18 protein-coding genes are annotated in these 19,455 nt (G+C 69.2%); 14 read left to right on the forward strand and 4 right to left on the reverse strand.

Annotated elements, in window-relative coordinates:
- Both ABR571_RS09735 and ABR571_RS09740 read left to right on the forward strand, forming a co-directional pair.
- Positions 1-462 (forward strand): hypothetical protein (locus ABR571_RS09735; RefSeq protein ID WP_409452996.1); only part of this gene is annotated, 462 nt, incomplete at its 5' end.
- Positions 463-588: 126 nt separating this feature from the next.
- A complete protein-coding gene (locus ABR571_RS09740; RefSeq protein WP_409452997.1) occupies positions 589-2,256 on the forward strand; it encodes a methylmalonyl-CoA mutase in 1,668 nt (555 codons plus the stop codon).
- A gap of 5 nt (positions 2,257-2,261) precedes the next feature.
- Here ABR571_RS09740 and ABR571_RS09745 read toward each other — a convergent pair whose 3' ends face one another.
- A complete protein-coding gene (locus ABR571_RS09745) occupies positions 2,262-3,266 on the reverse strand; it encodes a LacI family DNA-binding transcriptional regulator (protein WP_409452998.1) in 1,005 nt (334 codons plus the stop codon).
- A 149-nt stretch (positions 3,267-3,415) separates the two neighbouring features.
- Between ABR571_RS09745 and ABR571_RS09750 the strand changes: the two genes are divergently transcribed.
- The 8 genes from ABR571_RS09750 to ABR571_RS09785 all read left to right on the forward strand — a co-directional run bounded on the left by ABR571_RS09750 (position 3,416) and on the right by ABR571_RS09785 (position 11,878).
- Positions 3,416-4,945: an alpha-N-arabinofuranosidase gene (locus tag ABR571_RS09750; RefSeq protein ID WP_409452999.1), complete on the forward strand. Its 1,530-nt coding sequence runs from the start codon at positions 3,416-3,418 to the stop codon at positions 4,943-4,945.
- A 14-nt stretch (positions 4,946-4,959) separates the two neighbouring features.
- Entirely contained in the window at positions 4,960-6,288 is a 1,329-nt protein-coding gene (locus ABR571_RS09755) for an ABC transporter substrate-binding protein (RefSeq protein ID WP_409453000.1), read from the forward strand.
- Positions 6,289-6,290: 2 nt separating this feature from the next.
- On the forward strand, positions 6,291-7,253 hold the full coding sequence (locus ABR571_RS09760) for a carbohydrate ABC transporter permease (protein ID WP_409453001.1): 963 nt from the start codon (positions 6,291-6,293) through the stop codon (positions 7,251-7,253).
- 19 nt (positions 7,254-7,272) lie between these two features.
- Positions 7,273-8,175, forward strand: a complete 903-nt coding sequence (locus tag ABR571_RS09765; RefSeq protein ID WP_409453002.1) for a carbohydrate ABC transporter permease — start codon at positions 7,273-7,275, stop codon at positions 8,173-8,175.
- Positions 8,175-9,209, forward strand: a complete 1,035-nt coding sequence (locus ABR571_RS09770; RefSeq protein WP_409453003.1) for a glycoside hydrolase family 43 protein — start codon at positions 8,175-8,177, stop codon at positions 9,207-9,209. The genes ABR571_RS09765 and ABR571_RS09770 overlap by 1 nt, the downstream gene beginning before the upstream one ends.
- 236 nt (positions 9,210-9,445) lie before the next feature.
- Entirely contained in the window at positions 9,446-9,847 is a 402-nt protein-coding gene (locus ABR571_RS09775) for an ATP-binding protein (protein WP_409453004.1), read from the forward strand.
- The gene (locus ABR571_RS09780) at positions 9,834-11,552 is read left to right on the forward strand and encodes a PP2C family protein-serine/threonine phosphatase (protein WP_409453005.1); all 1,719 of its coding nucleotides are present in this window, start codon (positions 9,834-9,836) and stop codon (positions 11,550-11,552) included. The genes ABR571_RS09775 and ABR571_RS09780 overlap by 14 nt, the downstream gene beginning before the upstream one ends.
- Positions 11,540-11,878, forward strand: a complete 339-nt coding sequence (locus ABR571_RS09785) for an STAS domain-containing protein (RefSeq protein WP_409453006.1) — start codon at positions 11,540-11,542, stop codon at positions 11,876-11,878. Before ABR571_RS09780 ends, ABR571_RS09785 begins: the two co-directional genes overlap by 13 nt.
- Positions 11,879-11,899: 21 nt before the next feature.
- Here ABR571_RS09785 and ABR571_RS09790 read toward each other — a convergent pair whose 3' ends face one another.
- Together ABR571_RS09790 and ABR571_RS09795 are read right to left on the reverse strand one after the other, a co-directional pair.
- Positions 11,900-12,523 (reverse strand): maleylpyruvate isomerase family mycothiol-dependent enzyme, encoded by a 624-nt coding sequence (locus tag ABR571_RS09790; RefSeq protein ID WP_409453007.1) that lies wholly within the window; start codon positions 12,521-12,523, stop codon positions 11,900-11,902.
- A 76-nt stretch (positions 12,524-12,599) separates the two neighbouring features.
- Positions 12,600-13,367, reverse strand: coding sequence for a crotonase/enoyl-CoA hydratase family protein (locus ABR571_RS09795; RefSeq protein WP_409453008.1), 768 nt, complete (start codon positions 13,365-13,367; stop codon positions 12,600-12,602).
- Positions 13,368-13,540: 173 nt separating this feature from the next.
- On the opposite strand from ABR571_RS09795, the gene ABR571_RS09800 reads away from it, so the two are divergent.
- The 4 genes from ABR571_RS09800 (at position 13,541) to ABR571_RS09815 (ending at position 18,773) form a co-directional block, all read left to right on the forward strand.
- Complete coding sequence (locus ABR571_RS09800; RefSeq protein ID WP_409453009.1) at positions 13,541-14,443, forward strand: co-chaperone YbbN; 903 nt, start codon at positions 13,541-13,543, stop codon at positions 14,441-14,443.
- Complete coding sequence (locus ABR571_RS09805) at positions 14,443-15,441, forward strand: bifunctional lysylphosphatidylglycerol flippase/synthetase MprF (protein WP_409453010.1); 999 nt, start codon at positions 14,443-14,445, stop codon at positions 15,439-15,441. Before ABR571_RS09800 ends, ABR571_RS09805 begins: the two co-directional genes overlap by 1 nt.
- A gap of 92 nt (positions 15,442-15,533) precedes the next feature.
- Positions 15,534-16,286, forward strand: coding sequence for an esterase/lipase family protein (locus ABR571_RS09810; RefSeq protein ID WP_409453011.1), 753 nt, complete (start codon positions 15,534-15,536; stop codon positions 16,284-16,286).
- A 150-nt stretch (positions 16,287-16,436) separates the two neighbouring features.
- Positions 16,437-18,773, forward strand: coding sequence for a family 43 glycosylhydrolase (locus ABR571_RS09815; RefSeq protein WP_409453012.1), 2,337 nt, complete (start codon positions 16,437-16,439; stop codon positions 18,771-18,773).
- Between the two features lie 20 nt (positions 18,774-18,793).
- Here ABR571_RS09815 and ABR571_RS09820 read toward each other — a convergent pair whose 3' ends face one another.
- The gene (locus ABR571_RS09820; protein ID WP_409453013.1) at positions 18,794-19,330 is read right to left on the reverse strand and encodes a CAP domain-containing protein; all 537 of its coding nucleotides are present in this window, start codon (positions 19,328-19,330) and stop codon (positions 18,794-18,796) included.
- Positions 19,331-19,455 lie beyond the last annotated feature (125 nt).

The following is a 19,455-nucleotide window of genomic DNA, read 5'->3' on the forward strand; positions in this document are numbered from 1 at the left end:
CTTGACCGACGACGGCGCCAACCTCTAGTCCTCAGCTCCAACCAGCAAGCCCTGCAGTCGGTGAACCCGGCGACGGACGCGACGACGACCTACGGCCCGATCGACGACGTCGGGTGCGGTCCGCTCGCGGCGACCGCCGGCGTCATATGGAGCGTCGATGGCTGCACCGGAGCGTTCTACCAGCTCTCGGCCGAGGGGGTGGAGCAGCTCTACCTGCCATCCGCAGGTTCACCGGGCGGCATCACCACCCGTGGCAGCGAGCTCTGGATCAGCGATGACACCGCGTTCGACCAAAACACGTTCACCGGATCCAACGCCGTGCTCGAACAGCTCGACCCGCTGACCGGAACGCTGCTGCGGACAGTGCCGATCGGCGGCGATGCAGTCGACATCGCCAGCGGCTTCGGCGATCTGTGGGTATATGACGCGGTGGCCAACACGATCCGTCGCGTCACCGTGTGAGCTTCCCAGGCTGGGCCCGACGGGGGGGTCGGGCCCGGCCGGAGGGCAACTACTAGGACGTCCTACTAAATATGTAGGATGTAGTCGACACCCACCGTGCGCGAATGGCTCTCTAAGGTGCGAGACATGGATCGGGACGAGATCGAGGCGGGCCGAGCCCGCTGGCAGGAACGCTACGAGGCCGCCCGGCAGGCCGACCGGGACTACACCACGCTGTCGGGCACCGAGGTCGACCCCGTCTACGGCCCGACCGGCGCCGACGACCGGATGGAACGGATCGGGTGGCCGGGGGAGTTCCCCTTCACCCGCGGCATCCATCCGACCGGCTACCGGGGCAAGCCCTGGACGATCCGCCAGTTCGCCGGGTTCGGCAGCGCGAGGCAGACCAACGAGCGGTACAAGATGATCCTGGCCGAGGGCGGCGGCGGCCTGTCCGTCGCCTTCGACATGCCGACGCTCATGGGCCGCGACTCCGACGATTCCCGCGCGCTCGGGGAGGTCGGTCACTGCGGCGTGGCCATCGACTCGGCCGCCGACATGGAGGTGCTCTTCGACGGCATCGACCTCGCCGCGACCACCACATCCATGACGATCAGCGGGCCGGCCGTTCCCGTGTTCTGCATGTACGTCGTCGCCGCCGAGCGCCAGGAGGCCGACACGTCGGTGCTGAACGGCACCCTGCAGACCGACATCTTCAAGGAGTACATCGCGCAGAAGGAGTGGATCTATCCACCCGAGCCGCACCTGAAGCTGATCGGCGACCTGATGGAGTACGTCGACGAGAACATCCCGGCCTACAAACCGTTGTCGGTATCCGGCTACCACATCCGGGAGGCGGGCGCGACGGCCGCGCAAGAGCTCGCCTTCACCCTCGCCGACGGCTTCGGCTACGTCGAACTCGGCCTGTCCCGGGGTATGGACGTCGACCGCTTCGCGCCGGGTTTGTCGTTCTTCTTCGACGCCCACATCGACTTCTTCGAAGAGATCGCCAAGCTGCGGGCCGCCCGGCGCATCTGGGCGCGGTGGATGCGCGACGTCTACGGCGCCAAGACCGACCGGGCCCAGTGGCTGCGCTTCCACACCCAGACCGCCGGGGTATCACTGACCGCCCAGCAGCCGGACAACAACATCGTCCGGACCGCGGTCGAGGCGCTGGCCGCCGTGCTTGCCGGCACCAACTCGCTGCACACGAACGCGCTGGACGAGGTCCTGGCGCTGCCGTCGGAGAAAGCCGCTCAGATCGCGCTCCGGACCCAGCAGGTCCTGGCCGAGGAGACCGGCGTGCTGAACGTCGCCGACCCGCTCGGCGGGTCCTGGTACGTCGAGGCTCTGACCGATCGCCTCGAGGCCGAGGCGGAGAAGATCTTCGCCCGCATCAAGGACATCGGTGGCGACGGAACCATGACGGCCGGGTTGCTGCGCGGCATCGAGGACGGCTGGTTCATCAGCCAGATCGCCGACTCCGCGTTCGAGTACCAGGTCGCGTTGGAGAAGGGCGACAAGCGAGTAGTGGGCGTGAACGTCCTCACCGGCGACATCAGCGAACAGCTCGAGATCCTACGCGTCTCGCACGAGGTGGAGCTGGAGCAGCGGGCGACGCTCGCCGACCGGCGGGCCCGGCGCGACCAGGGCGCGGTCGACGACGCCCTGCGCCGGATGGTCGACGACGCGGATGCCGGCCGCAACACGGTGCCGGCAATGCTCGACGCCGCCCGGGCCGAGGCGACGCTGGGCGAGATCTGCAACGCGTTGAAGCCGCTGTGGGGCGAGTACCGCGAGCCGGCCCGCTTCTGAGCGGTTCAGCCGGCCGTACTCTCGCGGACGACCAGCCGGTAAGGCGGGAAGACCTCGCGCGGCTGGGTCGGGCCCGTGCCGTCCATCCGCTGGATGAGCAGGTCGACCGCCGTCTCGGCCACGGCCCTCTTGTCGGGCGACACCGAGGTGAGCGGCGGGGCGGTGTACATGCACTCCTCGACGTCGTCGAAGCCGACGACGGCGACGTCGTCGGGGACCTGGCGCCCGGCCTCGCGCAATGCGCGCAGCGCGCCGATCGCCAGCAGGTCGTTGAAGCAGAACACCCCGTCGATGTCGGGGCGCGTGCGGAGCAACTCGTTCATCGCGGCGTAGCCGTCGGGTCGGTGGAACCACCGCGCGTCGCCGTGCAAGGTCGGGTCCTGAGGCAGCCCGGCATCGGCCAGCGCCTCTTCGTAGCCGTGCAGGCGCAGGCGGCCCGTCTTGCTGATGTCTTCCCCGGTGCCGATCACGGCGACGACGCGCCGCCCGATGTCGATGAGGTGCTTCGTAGCCGCCCGAGCCGCGCTGACGCTGTCGATGGCGACGTGGTCGACGGTCACCAGCGCCAGCCGTTCGCCCAGCAGTACCAGCGGGTGGATCCGGCCGAGGGTGTCGACGTCGGCGGCGGTCATCGCGAGCGGACTCGCGATCGTCCCGTCGACCAGGTTGTCGCGGATCCCGGACGCAGCCACCTGCTCGTGTCCGCGCTGGCCGCCGGTCTTGTCGATGAGCACGGTGATGCCCCGCGGCTCGGCCGCGGCCACCACCTCGTCGGCCAGTTCGGCGAAATACGGGGCCGCGATCTCGGGCAGGGAGAGTGCGATCAGCCCCGATCGGCCTTTGCGCAGGCGGCGGGCGGACAGGTTTGGCCGGTAGCCCATTTGGGAAATGACGGTCTGCACGCGCGAGCGGGTCGCATCACTCACGAACGGGTAGTCGTTCACGACATTGGAGACCGTCTTGATGGAGACGCCGGCCGCTTGGGCGACATCCTTGAGGCTGACTGCCAATCCCCGACCTCCTTCCCGCGCGCGTCCGGGTGATCATCCTCTCCGACGGCTATGGCAGGTATCAGTCTGACGGCAATTCGTTTCGATCGGTTTACAACGATGTTTGCAACGTTGTAGAACGGTAGCCCGACTATGACGGAGGTCACCGGGTGACGCAAGGCCGACTCGTTGTCGATCCTGACTTCGCGCTGGGTCCCGTGGACCGGCGGCTGTTCGGCTCGTTCGTCGAGCACATGGGGCGTTGTGTCTACGAGGGGATCTTCGAGCCCGGCCACCCGTCGGCGGACGAGCAGGGCCTGCGCCGCGACGTCCTGGAACTCGTCCGCGAGCTGGGGCCGACCGTTGTGCGCTATCCGGGCGGCAACTTCGTGTCCGGCTACCGCTGGGAAGAGGGCGTCGGACCGGTCGCCGAACGCCCGACCCGCCTCGACCTGGCCTGGCGATCGATCGAACCCAACACCTTCGGCCTGCACGAGTTCATGTCCTGGGCCGCGCAGGCCGAGGTCGAGCCGATGCTGGCCGTCAATCTCGGGACGCGGGGCGTGCAGGAAGCCGCCGATCTGGTCGAGTACGCCAACCACCCGGGCGGTTCGGAGCTGTCCGACCTGCGCATCAAGAACGGGGCGGTCGATCCGTTCGCCGTCAAGCTGTGGTGCCTCGGCAACGAGATGGACGGGCCGTGGCAGGTCGGCCAGAAGAGCGCCGAGGACTACGGCAAGCTGGCCGCTGAGGCGGCCAAGGCCATGCGGCTCGTCGATCCGCGCATCGAACTGGTGGCCTGCGGCAGCTCCAACCGGCAGATGCCTACCTTCGCCGCCTGGGAAGCGACGGTCCTCGAGCACACCTACGAGTGGGTCGACTACATCTCGATGCACGCGTACTACGAGGAGGCGGACAACCTGGCCGACTTCCTCGCCTCCGCCGTCGACATGGACGGATTCATCGACGACGTGATCGCCGCGACCGACTACGTGCGTGCGAAGATCCGCAGCCCCAAGAAGCTCAAGATCTCTTTCGACGAGTGGAACGTCTGGTACCAGACCGAGTACCACCGGCTGCCACCGCGCGACTGGACGCACGCGCCCGCGTTGATCGAGGACAACTTCACCGTCGCCGACGCTGTCGCGGTCGGGTCGTACCTGATCTCGCTGCTGAACCACGCCGACCGGGTCGGCGTCGCCTGCCAGGCGCAGTTGGTCAACATCATCGCCCCGATCCGCACGGAACGCGGCGGCCCGGCCTGGCGTCAGCCGATCTTCTACCCGTTCGCCCAGATGGCCCGGCTCGCCCGCGGCGTGGCCCTGCGAGTTCCGGTGCAGTCGCCGGAGGTCGTCACTCCGAAGTACGGGGCCGTGCCCGCTGTCACCACGGCGGCGACGTGGGACGAGGAGACCAAGACACTGGCCCTGTTCCTGGTGAACCGGAGCGTCGACGACGACATCGTGACGACCGTCGACGTGCGGGCGCTGCAACCGCACCGCGTCGCCGAGCAACTGGTCCTGTCCGGCCCCGACGTCCGGGCCACGAACACCGCAACCGAGCCCGACCGGGTGCGGCCGCGTACCGAAAACTCCGCCGAACTCGACCGCGGCCGGCTGACCGTCTCGTTGCCGGCGACGTCATGGACGGCCCTCGCCGTCTCCTGTACCCCCACCCAACCCAGCACCGTCAACGCATGACACGAGGAGAAGCAATGGAACGACTCGAAGCCCACATGTCCCGGCGCGGTTTTCTCGGCGCCACGGGCGCTCTCGGCGGTGCCCTCGCCCTCGCTGCCTGCGGCGGCAAGAGCAAGCCGGGCGGCGGTGGTGACACAGGCGCGGGGGCCGGTGGCACCAGCTACAACGGTCCGGCGGTGACGCTGGCCTTCTGGAACGGCTGGACCGGCGCTGACGGCGACTTCGCCAAGAAGATGGTCGCCCAGTTCAACAAGGCCAACCCCAAGGTGCAGGTCCACATGAACGTGTACCAGTGGGCCGACTTCTTCCAGAAGCTGCCGGCCGCGGTGCAGAGTGGCAACGGCCCCGACGTCTCGGTCATGCACATCGACGACATCCCGACGCAGGCGGCGCAGCAGGTCATCGTCCCCATCGACTCGATCGCCAAGACCCTGAAGTTCCAGGAGTCGCAGTTCGCGCCGGCCGTCTGGAACGGCGGCGTCTACCAGGGCAAGCGCTACGGCATCCCGATCGACGTCCACGACCTCGGCCTGTACGTCAACCAGGACCTGCTCCACAAGGCCGGCGTCAGCTCCATCCCGACCGACGAGAACTCCTACATGGACGCCCTCGACAAGCTGAAGAGCAAAGGGATTCAGGGCTGCTGGGTCAGCCCGTTCCAGTTCACCGGCGCCTTCATGTTCGAGTCGCTGCTGTGGCAGTACGGCGGCGACCTCCTCAACAAGGACAACACGAAGGCGACGTGGGACTCCGAGGCCGGCGTCAAGGCCCTCACCTGGATGGTCGACCTCGTGAAGAAGGGCTACAGCCCGCAGAACGTCGGGCAGGACGCCGACTACATCGCGCTCAAGAACAGCAAGAACGCGTTCAACTGGCAGGGCATCTGGCAGGTCGACGATGCCCGCGCGCAGAAGGCGAAGATCGTCAACGCCCCGCTGCCGAAGATCGGGACGCAGGGTGGCGTCTGGGGCAACTCCCACCAATTCGTGCTGCCAAAGAACGGCAGCAGCGACGCCAACAAGGCGGCGGCCGCGCGGTACTTCATCCACTGGTTCACCTCGAACGAGGCCGAATGGGCCAAGAGCGCCAAGGTGCCCGCCGAGACCGACCTGCAGAAGAGCTCGGCGTTCACCTCGGGGCTGAGCTACCTCAAGCCGTTCGCCGAGGAGGTCCCCGACGTCCACTTCCCGCCGGCCGTGGCCGGATTCGGCGACGTCACGCAGAAGCTCTACGACGCGTTCCAGAGCGCCATCCTGATGAAGACGAGCCCGGAGCAGGCCCTGAAGACCTCGGCCAAGCAAGCCACGAGCATTCTCGCGGCGAACAAAAAGAAGTACGGCTGATCATGACTGCCACCTCGCTCGACACGCAGCCGTCGAAGAGCGAGTCAGCGCGCCCGCGCCGGTCCCGCCGCAAGATCCGCGGGTCCGGCCGGGCGACGCCGTACCTGTTCCTCTTGCCCTACGGCGTGCTGTTCATCGGCTTCATCGGCGTTCCCGCGATCTACGGCGTCTACATCAGCCTGCACGACTACGACTACCTCCTGCCGCATCAGCCATGGGTGGGCCTGCGCAACTACACCGACCTGTTCAAATCCGGGTCGCGCGACGGCGCCGACTTCTGGCAAAGCATGCGGGCGACCCTGGTCTTCACGATCTTCAGCGTCCCGCTCCTGGTCGTGATCCCGCTCGGCGTCGCGCTGCTGCTGAACCGTAAGTTCCCCGGACGCACCTTCTTCCGCGCCATCTTCTTCACCCCGTTCGTCCTCGGCGTGGCCGTCGTCGGCGTCCTGTTCCGTTTCCTGCTGGACCCGAACATCGGCGTGGTCAACCACTACCTGCACTCGGCCGGTGTCTCGCGCAACATCCCCTGGCTCACCCAGTTGCCGTGGGCCTGGATCTCGCTCGTGTCGATGACCGTGTGGTGGACCCTCGGCTTCAACGCGATCATCTATCTGGCCGGGCTGCAGGACATCTCGCCGGAGCTCTACGACGCCGCCGACATCGACGGGGCGAACGAGTGGGGCAAGTTCCGCAACGTGACGCTGCCCGGGCTGCGACCGGTCATGCTGTTCGTGACCACGGTGACGATCCTTGCCTCGGCGAACATGTTCGGCCAGGCGCTGCTGGTCACCAACGGCGCACCCGGGAACGGAACCCGCACCGCGATCTTCTACATATCCCAGGTCGGTCTCCGGCAGTACCGGCAAGGCGCGGCGGCGGCGATGAGCTACATCTTCGCGATCATCTTGATCCTGATCAGCCTCGTCAACTATCGCTTCTTCCGCGGCGAACAGGCCAAGACGTGACGGCCGGGAAGGACTACCGATGACCACCGTGACCGAGGACGCGCGGCCGACGGATGCGCCGGCCGCCCGCTACGTGGCCGGCAAGAGCTCCGGCGGCGCCGGTCGCACCACCCGGCGGGTCGTGTTCTGGCTGACCATGGCCTTGCTGACCCTGATCTTCGTCGCCCCGCTCATCTGGATGCTCATCACCTCTTTCCAGACGAAGGACGCGGCGACGTCGAGCTACTCGTGGTGGCCCAATCCATTCGACACCTCGAGCTACCACGCCCTGTTGCACTCCAATTCCCTGCCGGTGCTGCGGTGGTTCGTCAACAGCCTGCTGGCCGGCCTGGCCAACGCGGCGCTGATCGTCGTCGTCGATTCGATGGCCGCGTACGCGCTCGCGCGGCTGGACTTCTTCGCGAAACGGCCGATCTTCGCGATCATCATCGCGACGATCTTCCTGCCGGTGTTCGTCTTCCTCGTGCCGAACTTCCTCATCGTCAGCAAGCTGGGGTGGCTCGACTCGCTGTGGGCGATCATCGTGCCCAGCGCCGGCGGAGCCTTCGGTGTCTTCTTCCTCAGGCAGTTCTTCCTCAGTCTGCCCATGGAACTCGAAGAGGCGGCGCGGATCGACGGCGCCAACACGTGGACGATCTTCACCAAGGTGGTCCTGCCGCTGTCCCGGCCGGCCCTGGCGACACTTGGTGTGCTGTCGTTCCTCACCAACTTCAACGACTTCATCTGGCCGATCTACGTGCTGTTCAGCCCCAACTCGCTGACGATGCCGGCCGGGCTGAACACCTTGCAGAACTCGGCGAGCACGAACTATCCGCTGATCATGGCCGGTGCGGTCATCGCCAGCGTCCCGGCGATCATCCTGTTCGTGATCGCGCAGCGGCAGATCATCGAGAGCGTTTCGCGCAGCGGACTCAAGGGTTGATGCCCCGACGGCTCGGCGTGATCTCCGCGGCAGCAGCGGTGCTGACCGTCGCGGCGTGTGGGGGGTCGAGCCGAGGGGCGGACAAGTCGTCGAACGGTTCGACGGCGCCGGCAACCGCGGCGGCGGGCGGGTACGTGAACCCCGTCTACGACCAGGACTTCCCCGACCCGGCCGTCCTGCGCGTCGGCACGACCTACCACGCCTACGGCACACAGGGCGCCGGCAAGAACATTCAGACTCTGAGCTCGCCCGACCTGGTGCACTGGCGCCCGGGCGGGGACGCGTTGCCCCAACTCGGATCCTGGGCCGACGCCGGCAACACCTGGGCGCCTGAGGTGATCACCCTCGGCTCGACCTACGTCATGTACTACGTGGCCCGCTCGGCCGACCGCGGCGTCCAATGCATCGGCCGGGCCACCGCGTCGGCACCGGGCGGCCCGTTCACCGATACAGCGACCCGACCGCTCGTGTGCCAGGCATCGCTGGGCGGCTCGATCGACGCCGACCCGATCCGCGCGAAGGACGGGTCGCTCTACCTGTACTGGAAGAACGACGGGAACTGCTGCGGCAAGCCTGTGCACCTGTGGGGGCAGCGGCTCAGCGCCGACGGGGCGGCCCTGGTCGGCCGGCCCGTCGCGCTCATGACCAATGCGAAGGCATGGCAGGGCAACCTCGTCGAGGCACCGGAAATGGTCGCCCACGGCCGCGGCTACGTCCTGTTCTACTCGGCCAACAACTACGCATCGGCCGACTACGGCATCGGCTACGCCACCTGCCGCACGCCGCTGGGGCCGTGCACCGACCGGTCGAACGCATCGATCATCGCGTCCGACGACGTGGCGGCGGGCCCCGGTCATTGCTATGTCGTCGTCACGACGAGCGGCGCGACCTGGTTGCTGTACCACGCGTGGCCAGCCGGTGCGATCGGTTCGACGACTCCCGGGCGGCAGCTGTGGCTGGAGCCGGTCACGTGGCGCGGCGACGTGCCCTCGGTCCATCCGTCGCAGGCCGGTCCGCAGCCGGCGCCGCGTTGACCGGCGACGCGCCCGCCAATCCGGCCGGAGGTGGGGGAACCGGGCGCCCGAGGTGCCAATGCCTGTGAAATAGGGCCGAATGGTGCCTGGTCACCGCCCTCGGCGTCCCGGATACTCGGCCGGAGCGGAGGATGCGCCTAGTCCGACGCGGCCCCCTCCCACCCCGCCAGAGGAGCGTCCATGCCCCCCGACACCGCGCCGGTGCTGTCGCGCCGCCAGGCGATCGGTGGTGCCTGATGACGCAACTGAGGGCCGTCGTGGAGCTGCCGGCGAGCGTGCGCTCCGCGGCCACGGCCCGGGCGCTAGTCCGGGCCCTGCTGCCCGCATGGGGACTCACGCCGGTCGTCGACGACGCCGAGCTGGTGGTCAGCGAGCTCGTCTCCAACGCGGTTGAGCACGCGCCCGGCTCGGAAACATACGAACTCGAGGTGTCGCAGCGCGACGGCAACGTCCGAATCTCGCTGATCGACGGATCGTCGATCAGGCCGGTCGTCGCCGAGCTGGCCCACGATCGTCCGCGCGGCCGGGGAATGCGAATGGTCGAAGCGCTGACCGACTCGTGGGGAGCCGACGATCACCACGGCGGCAAGCGCGTCTGGGTCGAGTTGCATGCGAGCGGTGGCCATGACGACCCGTGAGCTCGGCTCCACCGTGGTGAGCGCGGGGGGCGCCAGGGGGCAGGACCCCGAAGCGGCCGCTGCGCCGTCCGGTGCGGCGACGACACCTCCACCGCCGGCCGTGGCCCCCGGCCCTCCGGTGACGTCGCGCCGGCCGGTCAATCGGATCAGCGCGCTCGTGCTGGTGGTCGGGTTGGCGATGACGGCGGTGCTGTCCTGGACGACGTTCCATCTCAACCGCAAGAACGAGGATCGGCTGCTGCGGTTGGAGACCAAGCAGGCGTCCACGGTCCTGTCAGCGGTGGTGCCGACGATCCAGACGCCGCTCGATTCCGCGGTAGGGATCGCGGCGCGAAACCCGGACAGCAGCGCGGCGCGCTTCCGCAACTACATCACGGCCTACGTGGGCGCCAAACAACCGTTCGCGTCGGCCTCCCTCTGGCGGGTCGGGTCCGGCTCGGCCCAGATGGTCACCGTTGTCGGCCCGACGCCGCGACTCGCTGCGGACCCGGCGGCCGCCACCAAGTTCCTGACCGCGGCCAAGCCGGGTCGGGCGTTCGACGTACTCGGGCCGCTCGGCACCGTCGCGCGATCGAGTCTCGGTTACGCCGTCGCAGCGAGCGGTCGGACCGAGCGGTTCGTGGTCTACGCCGAGAGCCCCCTGCCGGCCGGTCGGAAGGCCGTCGTGGCCCCCGGGTCGGCGTTCTCCGATCTCAGGTTCGCGCTTTTTCTCGGCACGTCCCCGACACCTGGCATGCTTCTGGAGGGCAACACGCCGACGCTCCCGGTGGAAGGCCGCACGTCATCGGTCCAGACCCCGTTCGGCACCTCGGCTCTGCTGCTCGTGGCCGCGGCCCAGCGTCCCCTGGGGGGGCCGCTCGCCGCCCGGCTCTGGTGGATCCTCGCGATCGGCGGCGGCGTTCTGTCGCTGGTGGCCGCGGGCACCGCGGAGGGTCTGGTACGCCGCCGGCTGGCCGCCGAGCGCCTCACCGGCGACGTCGAGCATCTGCTCGGCGAGCAGCGGACGATCGCCGAGACGCTGCAGCACGCGCTGCTGCCGCAGGCCCTGCCGCAGGTGGCCGGCATAGAGACGGCCGTGCGCTACCTATCGGGTACCAACGGCGTCGACATCGGCGGTGACTGGTACGACTTGGTACCCATCGACAGCGCCCGATTCTTCTTCGTCGTGGGAGACGTCTCGGGTCGGGGCGTCCCCGCGGGCTCGGTCATGGGCGCTTTGCGGTTCGCGATCCGGGCCTTCGTCTCCGAGGGGCACCCGCCTGACGTCGTACTCGAATCGCTGCGCAAGATGCTCGACGTGGTTGACGACCAGCACTTCGCCACCGCCGTGTGCGGCCTCGCCGACGTCGAGCGCCACGAGGTCACCATCGCCAATGCCGGGCATCCGCCGCCGCTGTGCGTCACGTCCGATCACGCCGTGTATGTCGATACCCCCGTCGGCGTGCCCATAGGAGTAGCGAGCCCCCATGCCTACAGCTCCTCATCGGTCACCGTCCCGCCCGGGGCAACGCTGCTCATCTACACCGATGGGCTGATCGAGCGCCGCGGCGAGAACCTGAATGCCGGCTTGGACCGGCTGCGCGCTCTGGCGACGTCGGCCGCTGCGTTGCCGGTCGACGCGATGTTGGACACTGTCGTCTCTGAAATCGCACAGGGCGGTTTGGATGACGACACGGCGATCCTGGGGGTTCGGTGGCTGAGCTAGAGGAGAACTCGGGAGCGCAACTGCAGTTCTCCGTGCGCGTCGACGACGGAGCCGAACCAGGCGCCGCCCTGGTCTGGCTGAGCGGCGATCTCGACCTCGCCGGGGCCGACGAGGCCCGCGCGGCCGTCGATCAGGCCGTCGCGGCCGGCCCGGCCACGCTGACCTTCGACGTGACGGAGCTGCGCTTCATGGACAGCTCGGGCATCGCCGTGCTCATCGCCGCGGCACAGAAGGTCGACTCGGTGGTGCTGCGCAATCCGTCGCCGGTCATCCAGCGCCTGCTGACCCTTGCCGGGCTGGCCGACGTTTTCGTCATCGAGACCTGATCCGCCCGCGCACCCGCCGCCTCAGAACCGCTGCCGGAGCACCTCGACACCCGGACCGCTCAGCTCGTCCAGCGCACAGGGGCGGCCGGACGCGGCCAGCAGCAGCGACATCACCGGTCCCTCCACCAGTGGGCCGGAGCCGACCGACAGGTCCGTGTCGGTGGCTCGAAGCGTCAGCCCGGCCACGCGGTCCCGTCCGCCGATGATGGCGTTGCTCTTCGCGTAGAACTGGAGAGCGCGGGCGACCTGCGCGGCGGCGTAGTCGTGCGCGATCCCGAGCGGACGGCGGATGTCCTCGCCGTGGACGAACGCCTCGCCGAGCCAGGTCTCCTTGGGACCGGGTGGCGCGCTCGTGCGTTGCTGTGCCGCGCGGAACGCAGCCAACGTCGCCGCCGGGCCGCCCCGGCTCAGGCGGGACACCTCGCCCGCGGTGAACCGGTCGAAGTTGAACCGCGCCGCGGCGAACTTCCGGAGGAACTTCGGCGGCGTCATCGTCGCGGACGACACTAGGTGGGCGAGTGCCTGGTGGACGTCCCACTCCGAACACAGCGACCGGGTGGACCACTGCGCATCGGTCAGGCCGTCCAGGTCGTCGGCCAGCGCGGCCCGCTCGGTGTGGATCGTGGGCCAGATGCTGTCGGCCATTGACGCCTCCTCGAGGGGTTGTCCCACCTCAACGACGGGTCAACCTACGCCGGATCGATCCCGCCGGCAGGACCGTTCAGCCGTCGAAAGCCCCGTGCCGCCCGTCGCCCTGGGCAAATCGGGCGGCGCCGGCCAATCCCTCGGACCGGACGGAGTCCAGACCATTGGCGAATTCGGTTGCGAGCGCGGTCGGCTGATCGCGGCCGAATCCGTCGTACACGGACCGCCGGTCCGACCGCATGCAGGCCTGCGGGAAAGCAGCGATCTCGGAGGCGAGCTGCTCGGCCGCAGCGCGGGCGGTCCCCGGCTCGACGACCCGGTTGGCGAACCCCATGGTCAAGGCCTCCTCCGCCCCGACCGGGCGGCCGGTGAGGATGAGGTCGAGGGCGCGCCCGAGGCCGACGATCCGCGGCAACCGGACCGTCCCGCCGTCGATCAACGGCACCCCCCAGCGGCGGCAGAACACCCCGACGACGGCGTCGGACTCCATGACGCGCAGATCGCACCACGCGGCCAGTTCGATGCCGCCCGCGACGGCGTAGCCACTGATCGCCGCGATGACGGGCTTGGTGAGCACCATCCGGCTGGGTCCCATCGGCCCGTCCGCGGACATGTCGGCGTCGAGGTGATTCGACATCTGCTTGAGGTCCGCACCGGCGCAGAAGGTGCCGTTCGCCCCGCAGAGGACCGCGGCCAGGGCGGACTCGTCGGCCTCGAACGCGCGGAACGCCTCGGCCAACGCGACGCCGGTCGGCCCGTCGACCGCGTTGCGGGCTTCGGGCCGGTCGATCACGACCGTCCGCACTTCGCCGTTGGGCCCGCTGTGCTCGACTCGCACTGTCATTGGGCGGACGCTACCGAGCCCGGGAACCTATTCCCAGGGGGCTGCGTCAGTGGGAGGACTCACCGCGCGCACAGTTCAGGTGACGCGTCTGGGAAACTGGACACATGCGTCCAGGTGCACCACGGCGAAGCCCTGCCCCCGGCGGCCCGGCCAGTCCGGCAACCGCCGCAGCCATGGCCGGCGCCGTCGATCTCGCGGCCGTCAAGGCCCGCTCCGAGGCGGCGGCCCGAGCGGCCGAGGCGCCGGCGCCCGCCGCCGGCAACTACGTCGTCGCCGTCAGCGAGGCGACCTTCCAAAGCGAGGTGCTCGACCGCTCGTTCCAGGTGCCGGTACTGCTCGTGCTGACCTCGCCGCGGGCCCCGTCGAGCGCCCAGCTGGTCGATGCGCTCGTTCCCGCGGTGACTGCGGCCAACGGCGCCCTGGTGCTTCGCGAGATCGACGCCGACGCCAATCCGCGAATCGTCCAGGCCCTGCAGGTTCAAGGTGTGCCGGCCGTGTTCGCCGTGATCAGCGGCCAGCTCATCCCCGGCTTCGAAGGCGTGCTCCCTGAGGCCCAGATCAACGAGTTCCTGGCCGCTGTGGTCCAGGCCGGCCGCGAGGCCGGACTGACGGCCGCCGGCGCCGCGCCGGCCGAGGCGGCCGAACCGGGGGCGCCCGCAGCGCCCGAGGACCCGCGGTTCGCCGCCGCGGAAGAGGCGCTCGAGGGCGGGAACTTCGAACTGGCCGCCCAGCGCTACCAGGCGATCCTCGACCAGGAACCGGCCAACCAGGAAGCCGTGCTGGCCCTCGGCCAGGTTCGCCTGCTGCAGCGCCTCGAGTCGGTCGACCGGGATGCGGCCCAGCGGGCCGAGTCGGCCCCTGACGACATCGAGGCGCAACTCGCTGCCGCCGACCTCCTGTTCGCCGGCAACGACATCGCCTCGGCGCTGGACCGGTTGCTCAAGACGATCCCCCGGACCGGCGGCGAGGACCGCGAACAGGTGCGCACCCGCCTGCTGGAGTTCTTCGAGCTCCTCGGCCCGGACGACCCCAGGGTGCCGGCCGCCCGGCGCGAACTGGCAAGGGCGCTGTTCTGATGGCCCGACCCCTCAATGACGAGGGTGGCTCGAGCGACTGGCAACGCGTCCGTCATCTGGTCGCCGTCAGCGAACGCGACCCGCTCGCTCCCTTCGCCCTACGGCCGGAGAAGAGCTACGCCTTCGCCGGTGACGGCAGCGCGGCGGTCGGGTACCGGGTGCGGGTGCGCACGGCGGTCGCGAGCGGGGACCCGGTCGGCGCGGCGGAGGGTTGGCCCGACGCGATCGAGGCCTTCGTGCAGGAGGCCCGCCGCCGCGGTCTGCGGATCGCGGTACTCGGCGCGGGGGAGCGGGCCCGGCCCATGTGGGAGCAGTACGGCTTCGGCCATCTCGCCATCGGCCGCGACGTCGTGGTGCACCGATCGGAGTTCACCGTTCACGGCCGGCGGTTCCGCAACCTGCGCCAGGCCATCCAGCGATCGCGCAACGCCGGCGTGACTGTCGAGATGCATCGGGAAGGCGACCTGCGTCCGGAGCAGATCCTCGAGCTGCGGGGGTTGATGAAGCGCTCGCGGCGCGAAGACACGCGGGGCTTCTCGATGATCCTGGGGGGCCTGTTCGACGGCCGCGAGCCGGACGCCATTCTCGTCGTCGCCCGCGACACCTCCGGCGCGGTGATCGGCGCCCACCGCTACCTGTGGGCCGGCAAGCAGGATCTGTCGCTGGACTTCCCGCTCCGCTCGCAGGACGCCCCGAACGGAATGGACGAGCGGCTGATCGCCGAGATCGTCGAGTGGGGCGCCACCCGCGGCGTGGAGCGGGTGTCGCTGGCGTTCGCACCGTTCCCGGACCTGTTCGCCAACCGCAAGCACCTGGGCGTGCTGGGCAAGGTGGGCTACGGCCTCGTCCATCTGCTCGACCCGCTCATCAGCGTGGAACGGCTCTACCGCTACCTGCGCAAGTTCCACGCGTTCGACCAGGAGCGTTACGTGATGCTCCGCTGGCGCCAGGTCCTGCCGGTGCTGGTGGCCCTGCTACTGCTCGAGTTCGGCGGCTGAAACTCCTGCTGCCGGGACTTTTCCCCGGAGCTGACCGGTTTACCTGTCAGTAACCAGTCGGTTGCGGGGAGAAGTGCCAGCAGGGAGGCGTCATGACTCTTGGCCCGGTCACTGACTACGTGCCCGACGCCGCGGCGAGGCAGGCGGAGCTACGGGCGTACCGAGGCCTTGTGCGGCTGTTCGGGCGGGCCGTTCGCCAACCCCCCGGCGGGTCGCCGGTTCCGGTGATCCTGGTGCCCGGGTTCATCTCCGGCGACGTCTCCCTCGCGATGCTGGCCCGCACGCTTCGGCGGGCCGGCCACCGGACCTTCCGCAGTGAGATCGGAGCGAACCTCGGCTGTACCGACGCCATGGTCGAACGGCTCATCCGCCGAATCGAGCGGGTGGCGGCCGAGGAGGGCCGGCCCGTCACGCTCGTGGGGCACAGCCGGGGCGGAATGATCGTCAAGCTGGCCGCGATCCGACGCCCCGACCTCGTCGCCGGCATCGTCGTGCTCAGCGCGCCGGTCACCGGGACGTTGAGCATCGCGGCCCACGTGCGCAAGCAACTCGAGCTGTTGTTCCGGCTCAACCGCCGCGGCCTGCGGGCCGTGATCGCCGAGGACTGCGTGACCGGCGAGTGCGCCGACCGGGTCGCGGCGGAGCTGATGGCGCCATTCCCCAGCGACGTCGCGTTCACGTCCGTCTACACCCGCTTCGACGCGATCATCGACTGGCAGACCTGCCTCGACCCGGCCGCCGAGCTGGTAGAGGTCGACTCGAGCCACACCGGCATGGCAACCGATCCGGCCGTCCACCGGATCGTTGCCGGCCGGCTGGCCGTCATCTCCGACCGCGCCGCCTAGGGCCCCGTCCGGGCGATTTCTCCATCGTTGGAAATTTTCTCGACGAGACCCGTGTCACAACCCCTCAACTTGGGTACGCCAGCGCCAGTCAACGTCGATTGGGGTCGTGCGATGCAACATCTCCGCGGACGCAGGTCCGGTTGGCTCGTAGTGATAGCGCTCGCCGCGCTCGTCGGCGCGACCCTGGCCGGTCCGGCGCAGTCGAGCGTCGCCGCGGCGACCACGGCGACCTACGTCAACCCGGTCTCGAAGACCATCCCCGCCGACACCTTCGCCGATCCGTCGATCATCCGGGGCAAGGACGGCTACTGGTACTCCTACGGCACCTCCGATCCGCTGTGCGAGCAGCAGAACACCGACCCGGGCTGCGCGGCCGAGAACGGCTACGTCCCGCACCGGATCCCGATCGCACGATCGTCGGACCTCGTGACCTGGAAGTTCGCCGGAGACGCCTTCGCCGATCCCGGCCCGGGCAGCAACTTCCCGAGCTGGGCCGAGGACAACGCCGGGCTGTGGGGGCCCGACATCCGCTACGTCAACGGCCAGTACCGGCTGTACTACGTCGTGACCGAGACGAAAGTGACCCCGGACGGCGGCGACAACGCCATCGGCATGGCGACGGCGCCCACCCCCGTCGGCCCGTGGACCGACTCGGGTGGCCCGGTCCTGGGGCCGCGGCGCGGCGGTCCCGGCGACAACTTCAAGTGGACCTTCGACCCCGCCGTCGTCACCGACACCGACGGCTCGCAATGGATGTTCTACGGGTCGTACTACGGCGGCGTCTGGGTGACCAGGCTGACCGACGACGGCCGGACCGCGGTCGGGGACCCGACCATGGTCGCGATCGACAACAAGTTCGAGGGTTCCTACGTCGTGCGACGAGGGGGCTACTGGTACTTCTTCGCCTCCACGGCGAACTGCTGCGCCGGGCCGACCACGGGCTACAGCGTGCAGGTGGGGCGCTCGAAGGATCTGCGCGGCCCGTACATCGACCGCGACGGGGTGTCGCTGCTAGCGTCGCGGGCCGGTGGCACTCCGACGCTGAACCAGAACGGCAACGTCTGGATCGGGGCTGGGCACAACGCGATCGCCACCGACCTGTCCGGCCAGGACTGGATCGTCTACCACGCCATCAACCGCAACGATCCGTACCTCAACGGCACCGACGGCATCAATGAGCGGCCGATGCTGATGGACCGGCTGGACTGGGTGAACGGCTGGCCCTACGTCCGCGCCGACCACGGACCCAGCGACACTCCGCAAACCGGCCCGGTCAGCGGCGGCGCGACGTTCACCCGCTTCGACGACGGCACCGGCGCGTTCCGGCCCACCGGGGTGTGGAGTTACCCGCAGGACCCGCAGTCCGGCCGGTACGCCCACGCGCTGCGCAACCAGTCCACCCTGACCGCGACGGCACCGGATGCCCACCAGCTCCGGGCTGAGGCCGACGTCCGCGGCTCGGCCGGCATCACCCTCGGGAGCCGACATGACCGGCCGCGGCTGCAGGTCTGGGTCGCCTCCAGCGACGCGCGCTGGCAACTGCGGGCGCAGGTGACCGGCGGTCCCGGTGGCGCGGTCACCGCGCCCTTGCCGGCCAACTTCAACCCGAGCGCGTGGCATTCCCTGGCCGTCGAGCTGCGCGGGAACTCTGTCTACGCGGAGCTGACCAACGCCCGTCTCGGTGACCCGCTCGCGACCCTTCGCCTGCAGTTGCGACGAGGCCTGGGCGACTCGGTCCAGGCCGGTGCGGTCGCGCGCAAGCCCGGTGCGGACGTGGACAACCTCAGCGTGCTGAAGGCGTACACGCCGGTCACCCAGCTCGCGACGCACTCTTTCCCGACCACACTCGACCCAGCCGCGAGCGACGAGTTCGACGGCGCGACGTGGAACTCCGGCTGGACCTTCGTCGACCGCAACACCCAACCTCTGACGGTGACGGGCGGCAATCTGGTCTGGCCGGTCGAGGACTCCGACCTGAACGGGTGCAACACCTTGCCCGGCTGTGCGCCGAGCACCGCGGGTCTGCTGTTGCGCGACCCCCCGAGCCAGCAGGGCGATTGGGCCATCGAGACGAAGCTGACGCTGGACACCGGGACCGACGAGATCCTGAACTACCAGCAGGGCGGGCTCCTCGTGTACGTCAACGACGACCTGTTCACCCGACTCGACAACGTCGCAATCTGGAACACGCGGCAGATCGAGTTCGGCAAGGAGATGATCTACGCAGGACGTACCTCGAACGGCGGGACGATCGTCGGCCCGCCGGGGGCCACCACCTACCTGCGCATCGTCCACCACTACAACGCGGCGCGCGGCGAACACGAGTTGCGGGCGTGGACGATGCGCGAGGGCGGCCACTGGGTCCACGGCGGCGTGTGGACGCTGCCGGGCGACGCCCAGCTGAAGGTCGGTTTGGTCTCCCAGGGCCGGCAGACCGGTGACCGGAAGACCTCGGTGTTCGACTACTTCCGCTCCTACATCGGTTGACGCGGCGAGGACTTCGCCGCTCAGGCCGGAGCGGCGAAGTCCTCGGTGATCCAGGCCTTGAGGTGAACGGCGTCCATGACGATGTCGATGCCGACGTCGCGCAATGTGGTGCTCAGGATGTTGCGCCGGTGCGGGTCGTTCGGCGCGACCTCGTTGTACATGCCGTTGTGCGCCGCGAGGACGCCGGCGAGGCTCCAATTGGACGTCCACGCGCAGTTCTCGCCGATCGCGCGCCAGCTGTAGCCGGCGGCAGTGATGCGGGCGCCGAAGGACAGTTCGCCGGGAAGCTGGTGGGACAGGGTGTTGTACTTCGCCATCAGCAGGTTGTGGCTGTGCGCCGCCGCGCTCAGCCGGGTGTTCCACCGCAGCGCGGCCAAGCCGTGCGCGTGCCGCTCGGTGTTGATCAGCGCGAACACCTGTTGCGCGTCGTAGGCGGCAGTGGCCGGGCTCGGCGTGGTCGCGGCCGCTGGGCCGGGGCCGGCGATGGTTGCCGTCGCCAGGCCCAGGGTGAGGACCAGCGCGGAGACCCAAGCTCGAGTAGCTCGCATGCGTGCCATGAGCACCATCCGTTGTCAGTGGTAGCTACAGGCACGGGGGCAACCTGAGCCACGCGAAGCTACACCCGTTTCGGCGGTCGAGTCGGACCGAGCGGGGCGAATCGGGCACATCGGCAGCGCGAACC

Source organism: Jatrophihabitans sp. (assembly GCF_046262535.1).
Lineage (GTDB): Bacteria > Actinomycetota > Actinomycetes > Mycobacteriales > Jatrophihabitantaceae > Jatrophihabitans.

Coding starts and splice junctions, on each gene's coding strand:
- ABR571_RS09800 (WP_409453009.1), top strand. CDS start 13,541: ATGGCCGGCGCCGTCGATCTCGCGGCCGTCAAGGCCCGCTCCGAGGCG.
- ABR571_RS09780 (WP_409453005.1), top strand. CDS start 9,834: ATGACGACCCGTGAGCTCGGCTCCACCGTGGTGAGCGCGGGGGGCGCC.
- ABR571_RS09810 (WP_409453011.1), top strand. CDS start 15,534: ATGACTCTTGGCCCGGTCACTGACTACGTGCCCGACGCCGCGGCGAGG.
- ABR571_RS09795 (WP_409453008.1), bottom strand. CDS start 13,367: ATGACAGTGCGAGTCGAGCACAGCGGGCCCAACGGCGAAGTGCGGACG.
- ABR571_RS09805 (WP_409453010.1), top strand. CDS start 14,443: ATGGCCCGACCCCTCAATGACGAGGGTGGCTCGAGCGACTGGCAACGC.
- ABR571_RS09775 (WP_409453004.1), top strand. CDS start 9,446: ATGACGCAACTGAGGGCCGTCGTGGAGCTGCCGGCGAGCGTGCGCTCC.
- ABR571_RS09790 (WP_409453007.1), bottom strand. CDS start 12,523: ATGGCCGACAGCATCTGGCCCACGATCCACACCGAGCGGGCCGCGCTG.
- ABR571_RS09760 (WP_409453001.1), top strand. CDS start 6,291: ATGACTGCCACCTCGCTCGACACGCAGCCGTCGAAGAGCGAGTCAGCG.
- ABR571_RS09740 (WP_409452997.1), top strand. CDS start 589: ATGGATCGGGACGAGATCGAGGCGGGCCGAGCCCGCTGGCAGGAACGC.
- ABR571_RS09755 (WP_409453000.1), top strand. CDS start 4,960: ATGGAACGACTCGAAGCCCACATGTCCCGGCGCGGTTTTCTCGGCGCC.
- ABR571_RS09820 (WP_409453013.1), bottom strand. CDS start 19,330: ATGGCACGCATGCGAGCTACTCGAGCTTGGGTCTCCGCGCTGGTCCTC.
- ABR571_RS09770 (WP_409453003.1), top strand. CDS start 8,175: ATGCCCCGACGGCTCGGCGTGATCTCCGCGGCAGCAGCGGTGCTGACC.
- ABR571_RS09765 (WP_409453002.1), top strand. CDS start 7,273: ATGACCACCGTGACCGAGGACGCGCGGCCGACGGATGCGCCGGCCGCC.